The organism is Demequina silvatica, assembly GCF_000971215.1.
Lineage (GTDB): Bacteria > Actinomycetota > Actinomycetes > Actinomycetales > Demequinaceae > Demequina > Demequina silvatica.
Map to the genome: position 1 here is coordinate 576,284 of NZ_BBMA01000002.1, position 11,839 is coordinate 588,122.

The following is an 11,839-nucleotide window of genomic DNA, read 5'->3' on the forward strand; positions in this document are numbered from 1 at the left end:
GTGGCGGCAGAGCCTGCCTCGGAGTCTATCGACGCAGTGTGGCGATCCGCCCTCGACGTCCTTGCCGATGACGGAGCGCTGAGCGCGCAGAACCGCTCGTTCCTCCGGCTCGTCAAGCCGCTCGCGGTGGTCGAGGACAACGTGTTCCTCGCCGTCGCCGAGGACTTCACCAAGAACTACGTCGAGACCACGCTCCGCGGATCCGTCACGGAGGCCCTCAGCGAGGTGCTCGGACGCGATGTCCGCATCGCGGTCACCGTGGACGCGTCGGTCTCGCCGCCCGAGCCCACGGATGAGTCCGCCGAGGAGACGCCGCGCCCGTCGATGCGCCGGCCGCAGCCCGAGCCGAAGCCCGTGGTCGAGGACCCGCACCTCAACCCGCGCTACACGTTCGACACCTTCGTCATCGGCCCCTCGAACAGGTTCGCGCACGCCGCGGCCCTCGCGGTCGCCGAATCGCCTGGTAAGACGTACAACCCGCTGTTCATCTACGGCGGCTCCGGGCTGGGCAAGACGCACCTGCTGCACGCGATCGGCCACTACACGCGCCACCTCAAGCCGCAGACGCGCGTGCGCTACGTGAACTCCGAGGAGTTCACCAACGACTTCATCAACTCGATCCGTGATGACCGGTCGCTCAGCTTCAAGCGCACCTACCGCGAGGTCGACGTCCTCCTCATCGACGACATCCAGTTCCTGCAGGGCAAGGAGCAGACGCTCGAGGAGTTCTTCCACACCTTCAACGCGCTGCACAACGCCGGCAAGCACGTGGTCATCACCTCCGATGTGAGCCCCCGCTACCTCGACGGCATCGAGGAGCGCATGCGGACCCGCTTCGAGTGGGGCCTCATGACGGACGTCCAGCCGCCCGACCTCGAGACCCGCGTCGCGATCCTTCGCAAGAAGGCGGCCGCGGACGCGGTCAACGCCCCGTCGGACGTGCTCGAGTACATCGCCTCGAACATCACGAGCAACATCCGCGAGCTCGAGGGCGCGCTCATCCGCGTCACGGCCTTCGCGGCGCTCAACCGCCAGCCCGTCGACCTCTCCCTCGCGCAGGTGGTGCTCAAGGACCTCATCTCCGACGACGACTCGGAGATCACCGCCGCCTCGATCATCGGCAAGACGGCCGAGTACTTCGGCATCTCGATCGAGGACCTCACGGGCACCAGCCGCTCGCGCGTGTTCGTGACCGCGCGCCAGATCGCGATGTACCTGTGCCGGCAGCTCACGGACCTGTCGCTGCCCAAGATCGGCGAGCACTTCGGCGGCAAGGACCACACCACGGTCATGTACGCGGTCAAGAAGGTCGAGGACCAGATCGCGCAGCGCCGCCAGATGTACAACCAGGTCAACGAGATCCACGCGCGCATCAAGCAGTCGCGCGCCTGAGACCGTCCTGACGAACGATTCGGCCCCTTCCGAGCCCCACCGGCGCGGGAGGGGCCGAATCGTCGTCTGAGCGGCCTTCCCTTGCGAGGGGACGATGCGGCGGTCGCCGCCGCGCACGGGTCGCCTCGGGCGCCGCGCGGCGTTCGCGGTGCTCACGTAGCCCTCACAGGGCCCACGCCGTCGAGGCACCCCGGTGGAGGCCTCGAGCCGCCTGCCGCCCTGAGCCTCCCTGGAGAACGATTGGGGCCGTTCCCCGGCCTCGAGGGGTCCGGACCCCGGAAAGGGGCCGATTCCTTCGTCAGGAGGCGTCCTGGCGGCGGCCCACGGCAGCGCCGCGCATGGTCCTCGCGGGGCCGCCCACGCCTCGCCGCCCGTCCTGTGCCGTCCTGGCGAAGGAATCGCACCGCTCCGGGACGGAGGCGGGCACGGCCCGCCGGAAGGGTGCGAAACGTGCGTCACGCGCCATCCTGGCCGGCGCATCGTCCCGACACGCGCCGCCGACACGCCGATGATCGGCCGAATCCTGCGCCCAGAAGCCCTCACAGCCCCGTTCGCTCACAATTGTGGAAAAGTCTGTGGACGCCCGTGGATGGCGTGCTCCGTCCACAGGGGACGCATTGTGAAGAAACGGGGACGAGCTGTGGTCGAGGTCGGCGCCGTCCCGGGACGAATCACAGGGATCCCGCGCGTCGCCCCCAGCCCGCTCACAGCCCGATTCCTGTCATTTCCAGCGCGAATGACAAGAATCCACAGAATCCACGGGCCCTAATACGACTACGAGCCCATCTTCTTGAGGTTGTCCACACGACCTTCATCACGCCGCGCGCCCCGACCGGCTCCCGGCGCCCCGATCCGCCTACCGACGAGGTCGGACCCGTGGCATAGTCTGTGCTCGACACCTGAGGAGCAAGCATGAAGTTCACCGTCGAGCGCGACGTCCTGGCAGACGCCGTCGCATGGACGTCGCGTGCCGTGCCGGCACGCCCCCCGGTCCCCGTCCTCGCGGGCGTCCGCATCACCGCGGACACCGAGGGCCTGGTGCGTCTCGCCAGCTTCGACTACGAGGTCTCCGCCCGCGGCGAGTTCCCCGCGGACGTCGAGCAGGCCGGCGAGGTGCTCGTGAGCGGCCGGCTCCTCCGCGAGATCGCGAACGCGCTGCCGCACAAGCCGGTGCAGCTGTCGCTCGAGGGCACCAAGGTCTCCGTCACGTGCGGCGCGTCCCGCTTCACGCTCGCCACCATGCCGGTGGACCAGTACCCGGCGCTGCCCGAGCTCCCCGAGCACTCGGGCACCATCGACGGCGCCACCCTGCAGCAGGCCGTCGCCCAGGTCACGTCCGCGGCGTCGCGTGACGAGACCCTGCCGATCCTCACCGGCGTCCGCGTCGAGATCGAGGGCTCCCACATCTCGCTGCTCGCGACGGACCGCTACCGCCTGTCGCTGCGCGAGCTCGAGTGGAACCCGTCGCAGCCGGACATCAGCGCGGTCGCGCTCGTCCGCGCCAAGACGCTCTCCGACACCGCGAAGTCCCTGGGTGCGGGCGACGTCACCGTCGCCCTCAGCTCGGGTCAGGGCATGGACCTCATCGGCTTCGAGGCCGGTGGCCTGGTCACCACCTCGCTGCTCATGGACGGCGACTACCCGCAGGTGCGCCGCCTGTTCCCGGAGTCGAGCCCCATCACCGCGACCGTCCGCACGCAGGACCTGATCGACGCGACCCGCCGCGTCGCGCTGGTCGCCGAGCGCAACTCGTCCGTGCGGCTCGCCTTCGCGGACGGCGAGGTCACGCTCGACGCGGGCCAGTCGGACGACGCTCAGGCGTCGGAGGCGCTCACCGCGCACCTGCACGGGGACCCGATCACGGTCGCGTTCAACCCGCAGTACCTGCTCGACGGCCTGACGGCCCTCGGCACGGACTTCGTGCAGCTCGGCTTCACGCAGGAGACCAAGCCGGTCGAGTTCGTCGGGCTCTCCGAGCCGGGCGGCGAGGTCGCCGCGGCCTTCCGCTACCTGCTGGTGCCCATCCGCATCGCCTCGTAGTGCGCGTCACCCACGTCCAGCTCGCCGACTTCCGCTCGTACCCCGAGGCAGACGTCGAGCTCGGACCGGGCGTCACCACGTTCGTCGGCCGCAACGGGCAGGGCAAGACCAACCTGGTCGAGGCGATCCGCTACCTCTCGGTGCTCGGCTCGCACCGGGTCGCGACGGATGCGCCGCTGATCCGGTTCGGCGCCGAGCGCGCCGTGGTCCGCGCGAAGGTCGAGAAGGCCGGCCGGTCGCTGGGTCTCGAGGTGACGCTCCACCAGGGTCGCGCGAACACGGCGCGTCTCAACCGCGGCGTCGCACGCCCCCGCGACCTGATCGGGATCCTCCGCACGGTGCTGTTCGCTCCGGAGGACCTCTCGCTGGTGAAGGGCGACCCGTCCGGGCGCCGCGGATTCCTCGACGAGCTGTGCGTCGCGCTCCAGCCCGCGCTCGTCGGCGACCTGGGCGACTACGAGCGGGTGCTCCGCCAGCGCACCTCCATGCTGAAGACCTCGAGGAACGCTCGGGGCGACCTCACCATGCTCGACATCTGGGACGAGAAGCTCGCGGAGCTCGGCGGGCGGATCATCGCCGCGCGCCTGCGTGCAGTCGGCGCGCTCGCGCCGCATGTCGCCGCGGCCTACCAGGACGTCGCGCCCGACGGCGGCGACTGCGCCATCGCGTACGCGACATCCCTGGCAGAGGACCTTCCGCAAGATGCCGCGGCGTTGGGCGAGCTGTTGCTCGCGCGCCTGCGCGAGGTGCGTCCCAAGGAGCTGGACCGCGGCGTCACCCTCGCGGGACCGCATCGCGACGACCTCGAGATCACCCTGGGCGGCATGCCCGCGAAGGGCTACGCGAGCCACGGAGAGTCGTGGTCGTGCGCCCTCGCGCTGCGTGTGGGCACCTACGACCTCCTCACCTCGGAGGCCGGCCCCGATTCCGACGCCGACGGTGAGCCGGTGCTCATCCTCGACGACGTCTTCGCCGAGCTCGACCAGGGCCGTCGCGCCGCCCTCGCGGCGCGGCTCGAGCGCGCGAGCCAGGTCCTCATCACCGCGGCCGTCGCGGAGGACGTACCGGCGGCCCTCGCGGGCCGCGTGATCCCCGTGACCAAGGGCCGGGTGGGCGATGAGTGACGCTACCAGGGACGATGCGTTCGCCGGCGAGGGCGCGGACGGCCAGGACCCGCTGGTCCCCGGCGACGCCGCCCGCCTCGCGCGCGAGGCGATGGAGCGCGCGCGGCAGGCCGCCCGGCAGCGCGGCGCGACCCGCTCGAGCGCGAAGCGCGGACGCAAGCAGCGCGAGGAGGCGCGGCGCGCGACCCAGCCGTACACGAACGGCCGCGACCCCCAGCCCATGGGGGACGCCGTCGCCTCCCTCCTGAGGCGCATGGGATGGACCGAGCAGATCGAGGTCTCCTCCGTCACCGGCCGCTGGCGCGAGGTGATCGGGGACCGCATCGCGGATCACTGCGAGCCGCTGGGCTTCGAGGAGGGCATCCTCACGGTCAAGGCGAGCTCGACGGCCTGGGCGACGCAGCTGCAGATGATGTCCGGCCAGATCCGCCACCGCATCAACGAGGAGTTCGGGCGCGAGATCGTCACGGAGCTGCGAGTGCTGGGTCCCACCGCACGGTCGTGGACCAAGGGTCCTCGGTCGGTCAAGGGGCGCGGACCCCGCGACACGTACGGGTGACCCGGACAGGCCACCCGGCCCGCGCATCGTCCCGGCGCGGTCGCGAAACGGACATGGTGTGACAAAGCGCACACCCCTAGAAGTGACACCACATGCCAGAACTCGCCTACCCTTATCGCGGCGACGGGGCCGGAGGCGTGCTGGGGGCGCCTTCGGTGCCCGCAGGTCGCGCCGCTGGAGAGCCGAGGGGGACGCTCCGGCGGCGCGATCCCGCCTGACGCCTTCAAACCGGGTCCTCGACTTCTGCTGAAAGGCCTGTGAGTCGCGCCTGACCGCCCCTCAGGGCCACTAGAATGGGCCGAGATAGGTCGGGACTTGTGCAAAGTCTCGACATCGGCTTGAAAGGCGAATCTGTGGCGAATAGCGAGGAGCGGGCGACTGAGCCCGCCTACGGCGCCGAGAACATCACCGTCCTGGAGGGCCTCGAGGCCGTCCGCAAGCGCCCGGGCATGTACATCGGGTCGACGGGTGAGCGCGGTCTCCACCACCTGGTGTACGAGGTGGTCGACAACTCGGTCGACGAGGCGCTCGCCGGCTACTGCGACACCATCACGGTGACGCTGCAGGCCGACGGCGGCGTCAAGGTGCAGGACAACGGCCGCGGCATCCCGGTCGACATGCACCCGACCGAGAAGAAGCCCACCGTCGAGGTCGTCATGACCATCCTGCACGCGGGCGGCAAGTTCGGCGGCGGCGGCTACGCGGTCTCCGGCGGCCTCCACGGCGTCGGCATCTCCGTGGTCAACGCGCTGTCCTACAAGGTCGAGACCGAGGTCCGCCGCCAGGGTCACGTGTGGCGCCAGCAGTTCGCCGAGGGTGGCAAGCCGCAGGGCACGCTCGTCAAGGGCGAGGCCACCGAGGACACCGGCACGCAGCAGACCTTCTGGGCCGACCCGCTGATCTTCGAGACCACCGAGTACGACTACGAGACGCTGCGCGCCCGCTTCCAGCAGATGGCGTTCCTCAACAAGGGCCTGTCGATCACCCTGATCGACGAGCGTCCCGAGCACATCGCGGCGGAGGACGATGCGGAGGCCGAGGAGCAGCCGACGTCCCGGGCCGTGACGTACAAGTACGGCGGCGGCCTGGTCGACTACGTCGCGCACCTCAACGCCGCCAAGAAGGCGGAGCTGGTCCACCCCGAGGTGATCTCCCTCGAGTCCGAGGACACCGAGAAGAAGATCTCGCTCGAGATGGCGATGCAGTGGACGTCCGCGTACTCCGAGGGCGTCTTCACCTACGCGAACACCATCTCCACCACCGAGGGCGGCACCCACGAGGAGGGCTTCCGTGCGGCGCTCACCACGCTGGTGAACAAGTACGCCCGCGAGAAGGCCATCCTCAAGGACAAGGACGACAACCTCACGGGCGACGACGTCCGCGAGGGCCTCACCGCGGTCATCTCGGTCAAGCTGGGCGAGCCGCAGTTCGAGGGCCAGACCAAGACCAAGCTGGGCAACACCGAGGCCAAGACCTTCGTGCAGCGCGTGGTCAACGAGCAGCTCACGGACTGGTTCGACGCCCACCCGAACGAGGCGAAGGACATCATCCGCAAGGCGCTGCAGGCGTCGCAGGCGCGCATCGCCGCCCGCAAGGCGCGCGAGGCGACCCGCCGCAAGGGCCTGCTCGAGTCGGGCGGCATGCCCGGCAAGCTGTCGGACTGCCAGAGCCGCAACCCGTCCGAGTGCGAGATCTTCATCGTCGAGGGCGACTCCGCCGGCGGCTCCGCGAAGGCCGGCCGCGAGCCGTACAACCAGGCGATCATGCCCATCCGCGGCAAGATCCTCAACGTCGAGCGCGTGCGCCTCGACCGCGCGCTGTCGAACCAGGAGGTCCAGGGCCTCATCACCGCGTTCGGCGCGGGCATGGGCGAGGACTTCGACATCTCGAAGGCGCGCTATCACAAGATCGTGCTGATGGCCGATGCCGACGTCGACGGCCAGCACATCCGCACCCTGCTGCTCACCCTGCTGTTCCGCTACATGCGTCCCCTGATCGAGGCCGGCTACGTCTACCTGGCGCAGCCGCCGCTGTTCAAGATCAAGTGGACCAACGCGGACCACGAGTACGTGTACTCGGACCGCGAGCGTGACGCGGTCCTCAAGGACGGCCTCGCCAACGGAAAGCGCATCCCCAAGGACAACGGGGTGCAGCGCTACAAGGGTCTGGGCGAGATGAACCACGAGGAGCTGCGGGTCACCACCATGGACCCCGCGACCCGCACCCTGCTCCAGGTCACCATGGACGACGCCGCGCAGGCCGACGAGATCTTCTCGGTCCTGATGGGCGAGGACGTCGAGTCCCGCCGCAGCTTCATCCAGCGCAACGCGAAGGACGTGAGGTTCCTTGACATCTGAGACCCCCGAGATGGATCACGGCCGCATCGAGGCGGTCGACCTCAACACCGAGATGCAGCGGTCCTACCTGGACTACGCGATGTCGGTCATCGTGGGCCGCGCCCTCCCGGACGTCCGCGACGGGCTCAAGCCCGTGCATCGTCGCGTGCTCTACGCGATGTTCGACGGCGGCTACCGCCCCGACCGCGCGTTCTCGAAGTGCTCGCGCGTGGTCGGCGACGTCATGGGCAAGTACCACCCGCACGGCGACTCGGCCATCTACGACGCGATCGTCCGCATGGTCCAGCCGTGGTCGCTGCGCTACCCGCTGATCGCGGGCCAGGGCAACTTCGGCTCCGCGGGCAACGACGGCGCCGCGGCCTCGCGGTACACCGAGTGCAAGATGGCGCCGCTGGCCATGGAGATGGTCCGCGACATCGACAAGGACACCGTCGAGTTCGAGGACAACTACGACGGCCGCGAGCAGGAGCCCACCATCCTGCCCGCGCGGTTCCCCAACCTGCTCGCGAACGGCTCCGCCGGCATCGCGGTCGGCATGGCGACCAACATCCCGCCGCACAACCTCCGCGAGCTCGCCGAGGGCGTGCAGTGGCATCTCGACCACCCGGACGCGAGCCGCGAGGAGCTGCTCGAGGCGCTCATCGCGCGCATCCCGGGTCCCGACTTCCCCACCGGCGCGACCATCCTGGGCCGCAAGGGCATCGAGGACGCGTACCGCACCGGCCGCGGCCTCATCACCATGCGCGCGGTGGTGAACATCGAGGAGATCCAGGGCCGCATGTGCCTGGTGATCACCGAGCTGCCGTACCAGGTGAACCCCGACAACCTGGCGATCAAGATCGCGGACCTGGTCAAGGACGGCAAGGTCTCCGGGATCGCCGACATCCGCGACCAGACGTCGGGCCGCACCGGTCAGCGCCTCGAGATCGTGCTCAAGCGCGACGCGGTCGCCAAGGTGGTCCTCAACAACCTGTACAAGCACACGCAGCTGCAGGAGACGTTCGGCGCGAACATGCTCGCGATCGTCGACGGCGTGCCGCGCACCCTCTCGCTCGACGGGTTCATCCGCCACTGGACCACCCACCAGCTCGAGGTCATCCAGCGCCGCACCGCCTACCGCCTGCGCGAGGCGGAGCGCGAGGCGCACATCTTGCAGGGTTACCTCAAGGCGCTCGACGCGCTCGACGAGGTCATCGCGCTCATCCGCCGCTCCCCGTCGGCGGACGAGGCGCGCGTGGGCCTCATGGAGCTGCTCGACGTCGATGAGGTCCAGGCGACCGCGATCCTCAACCTCCAGCTGCGCCGCCTCGCGGCCCTGGAGCGTCAGAAGATCACGGACGACTACAACGCCCTCATGGTCGAGATCACCGACCTGCGCGACATCCTCGCCAACGAGCAGCGCCAGCGCACCATCATCTCGGAGGAGCTCGCCGAGATCGTCCGCAAGTACGGGGACGACCGTCGCACGGTCATCCACCCGTACGAGGGCGACGTCTCGATCGAGGACCTCATCGCCGAGGAGGAGATGGTGGTCACCATCACCCGCGGCGGCTACGTCAAGCGCACCCGCTCCGACCAGTACCGCGCCCAGAAGCGCGGCGGCAAGGGCGTGCGCGGCGCGACCCTGCGCAACGACGACGTGGTGGAGCACTTCTTCGTGACCACCACGCACCACTGGCTGCTGTTCTTCACCAACCTCGGTCGCGTCTACCGCGCCAAGGCGTACGAGCTGCCCGAGGGCGGCCGCGACTCCAAGGGCCAGCACGTCGCGAACATGCTCGCGTTCCAGCCGGGCGAGGAGATCGCCCAGGTGCTGGACCTGCGCAGCTACGAGGACGCCGGCTACCTGGTGCTCGCCACCAAGCGCGGCCTGGTGAAGAAGACCGAGCTGAAGGCCTACGACTCGAACCGCACCGGCGGCCTCATCGCGATCAACCTGCGCGAGGTCGAGTCCGAGGACGGCGAGCTCAAGGCCGACGAGCTGGTCTCCGCCCGCCTGGTCTCCGCCGAGGACGACCTCATGCTGGTCTCCCGCCAGGGTCAGTCGCTCCGCTTCAACGCGAAGGACGAGGAGCTGCGCCCCATGGGTCGCGCCACGTCGGGCGTCAAGGGCATGAGCTTCCGCGGCGACGACGAGCTGCTGGCGATGGACGTCATCCTCGCCGGCACCGCGGTCGCGGGGGACGATGCGGAGGTCGAGTCGGACGCCGAGGGCGCCGAGGAGGAGGTCGCCGTCGCGGACGGCCCGTTCTCCTTCGTGGTCACCCGGCACGGCTACGCCAAGCGCACCAGCGCGTCCGCGTGGAGCCCGAAGCACCGCGGCGGCCTGGGTGTGAAGGTCGCGACCCTCACCGAGGAGCGCGGCGACCTGGTGGGCGCCATGCTGGTCGAGGACACCGATGAGGTCCTGGTCATCATGGAGTCCGGCAAGGTGGTCCGCTCCGCCGTCGCCGAGGTCCCCGTCAAGGGCAAGAACTCGATGGGCGTGATCTTCGCCAAGCCGGCGAAGGGCGACCGCATCATCGGCATCGCCCGCAACGTCGAGCGCAACCTCGACGTCGACGAGCCCCTCGAGGGCGAGGACGCGGAGGCCGCCGAGGCCGGGGTCGAGCCCGCCGTCGAGGCCGAGGCGCCGGAGGCTCCCGCCGCGGAGTGATCCATGCGAGGAAGGGCCGGTCGCACGCGCGACCGGCCCTTCCTGCGTTCCCGGAGCCATCCGCCGCCTATCCTCGGGTGATGAGCACGTTGACGTGGCGGCCCGACATCCTCGACGGCTACGAGGCGGCGGACCTGGGCGCTCCCGCGGTCGCGCCGTCCGGCAAGGCCGACGGTCCCCTCACCCGCACGCTGATCCGTCGCGCCGCGACGCCGGAGCGCCCGCGCGCCGTCGCCGTGATCGTGCACGGTTACAACGACTACTTCTTCGCCACCCACCTCTCCGACGAGCTCGCCGCGGCGGGATGCGTGGTCTACGCCGTCGACATGCGTCGCGCGGGCCGGTCGCTGCAGCCGGGCAACCAGCCGCATCACATCGCGCACATCGACGAGCTCGGCGACGACATCGCCGACGCCACGGCCGCCGCGCGGGACGATGCGCTAGCCAGGGGCCTCGGCGACCTCGCCGTGGTGGTCCACGCGCATTCGACGGGTGCCCTCGCCGCGGCGGTGTGGGCCAGCGACCGTCCCGATCCGGCCCTCGCCGCGCTGGTGCTCGACGGCCCGTTCTTCGGGCTCGCGCTGACCGCGCCGCGGCGGGCGCTCATGCGCGCGATGCCGACGGTCGCGCGCTTCACGCCCGGCACGGTGATGGATCCGGCGCGCTCCCCGTACACCGCGGGCCTGCTGCAGCGCGGCTGGGTGTTCGACGTCGCATGGAAGAGCCCCGAGGGCGTGGGTGCGACCGCCGGCTGGCTCGCCGCGACCCGCGCCGCCCAGAGCCGGGCCGCCGCGGGGCTGCACATCCGCGTCCCCGTCCTCCTCGCATCGTCCGACTCGACCGGGCCCGACCGCCTCGACAACCCGCTCCACGCGAGCCAGGACACCGTGGTCGACGTCGCCGCGACCGCGCGCGTCGCGACGCTGCTGGGCGACCGCGTGCAACCCGTGGTGATCGAGGGCGCGATCCACGACCTCGCACTGAGCGCCGAGGGTCCGCGCACCCGCTACTTCGACGCGCTTCGCGCGTTCCTGGGCTCCGTGCTCTAGCAGGGTCGCGAACCCCCTGCTAGCGTCCCAAGCAGGGGGTGATCATGGGCGCGGGGTTCGTGCTGACGGGGCTGCTGCTCTCGCTCACCCTCACCGCGGCCGCGATCCTACGCTGGTCCGCGAAGCCGTGGCACGCGGTGGGTCTCGCGGCGGCGGCCATGGCCACCACCGTCACCATCGCGTTGGCCGGTGCCCTGGTCACCGGTCCCGCTGCGGCAGGCGAGGCGCTGCTCACCGCGACGGTGGAGGAGCCCGAGCCCGACGCCGATGCCTCGTACTTCTTCACCGCCTATCCGACACCCCCGACATGGCTGACCGTGGCCGGGGACGGCGCGCAGGGGGACATTCCCTGGCCGGTCGACACCTTCGGCGCGGTGGTCGCGGACGGGGTGCCGACGTCGGTCGGCCTGTCCGAGGTGGTGCTCGCGGCGTACTACGAGACCCTCGATGACGTCGACCGCGTCGGCGACGTGTACTTCGTGCAGACGCGCACCGGGGGCGAGGCGCGCGTGGAGCTGGTCGACGGGGTGCTCACGGTCACTCTTCGTTGAACCGCTCCTGACACCAGCAACGGAACCCGGGAGGACACCCCGGCCGGAACCCGCCAGAGGCCCCGACACGCCGCATCGTCCCGGCGAGATCCATTGCTGCTGTCAGCGGCG

At 70.3% G+C, this 11,839-nt stretch carries 8 protein-coding genes; all 8 read left to right on the top strand.

The window, feature by feature from the left end; translation table 11 throughout:
* The first annotated feature begins 27 nt into the window (after positions 1-27).
* The 8 genes from dnaA to AOM05_RS02790 all read left to right on the top strand — a co-directional run bounded on the left by dnaA (position 28) and on the right by AOM05_RS02790 (position 11,728).
* On the top strand, positions 28-1,392 hold the full coding sequence (gene dnaA / locus AOM05_RS02755; protein WP_082097245.1) for a chromosomal replication initiator protein DnaA: 1,365 nt from the start codon (positions 28-30) through the stop codon (positions 1,390-1,392).
* Between the two features lie 912 nt (positions 1,393-2,304).
* Positions 2,305-3,432: a DNA polymerase III subunit beta gene (dnaN, locus tag AOM05_RS02760; protein WP_062519231.1), complete on the top strand. Its 1,128-nt coding sequence runs from the start codon at positions 2,305-2,307 to the stop codon at positions 3,430-3,432.
* Entirely contained in the window at positions 3,432-4,556 is a 1,125-nt protein-coding gene (gene recF, locus AOM05_RS02765) for a DNA replication/repair protein RecF (protein ID WP_062519232.1), read from the top strand. Before dnaN ends, recF begins: the two co-directional genes overlap by 1 nt.
* On the top strand, positions 4,549-5,115 hold the full coding sequence (locus AOM05_RS02770; RefSeq protein ID WP_062519233.1) for a DciA family protein: 567 nt from the start codon (positions 4,549-4,551) through the stop codon (positions 5,113-5,115). Before recF ends, AOM05_RS02770 begins: the two co-directional genes overlap by 8 nt.
* A 293-nt stretch (positions 5,116-5,408) precedes the next feature.
* Positions 5,409-7,472 carry a DNA topoisomerase (ATP-hydrolyzing) subunit B gene (gyrB, locus tag AOM05_RS02775; RefSeq protein ID WP_082097203.1) on the top strand — a complete coding sequence of 688 codons (2,064 nt, stop codon included), beginning with the start codon at positions 5,409-5,411 and terminating at the stop codon, positions 7,470-7,472.
* A gap of 10 nt (positions 7,473-7,482) precedes the next feature.
* On the top strand, positions 7,483-10,128 hold the full coding sequence (gene gyrA, locus AOM05_RS02780) for a DNA gyrase subunit A (RefSeq protein WP_082097204.1): 2,646 nt from the start codon (positions 7,483-7,485) through the stop codon (positions 10,126-10,128).
* Positions 10,129-10,208: 80 nt separating this feature from the next.
* Positions 10,209-11,177 carry an alpha/beta hydrolase gene (locus AOM05_RS02785; RefSeq protein ID WP_062519236.1) on the top strand — a complete coding sequence of 323 codons (969 nt, stop codon included), beginning with the start codon at positions 10,209-10,211 and terminating at the stop codon, positions 11,175-11,177.
* A gap of 44 nt (positions 11,178-11,221) precedes the next feature.
* The gene (locus AOM05_RS02790) at positions 11,222-11,728 is read left to right on the top strand and encodes a hypothetical protein (protein WP_156165004.1); all 507 of its coding nucleotides are present in this window, start codon (positions 11,222-11,224) and stop codon (positions 11,726-11,728) included.
* Positions 11,729-11,839: the final 111 nt, after the last annotated feature.

Bases quoted from the DNA above. Each gene is read 5' to 3' on its own strand.
- AOM05_RS02770 (WP_062519233.1), top strand. From the start codon at position 4,549: ATGAGTGACGCTACCAGGGACGATGCGTTCGCCGGCGAGGGCGCGGAC.
- AOM05_RS02790 (WP_156165004.1), top strand. From the start codon at position 11,222: ATGGGCGCGGGGTTCGTGCTGACGGGGCTGCTGCTCTCGCTCACCCTC.
- gyrB (WP_082097203.1), top strand. From the start codon at position 5,409: ATGGGCCGAGATAGGTCGGGACTTGTGCAAAGTCTCGACATCGGCTTG.
- dnaN (WP_062519231.1), top strand. From the start codon at position 2,305: ATGAAGTTCACCGTCGAGCGCGACGTCCTGGCAGACGCCGTCGCATGG.
- AOM05_RS02785 (WP_062519236.1), top strand. From the start codon at position 10,209: ATGAGCACGTTGACGTGGCGGCCCGACATCCTCGACGGCTACGAGGCG.
- gyrA (WP_082097204.1), top strand. From the start codon at position 7,483: ATGGATCACGGCCGCATCGAGGCGGTCGACCTCAACACCGAGATGCAG.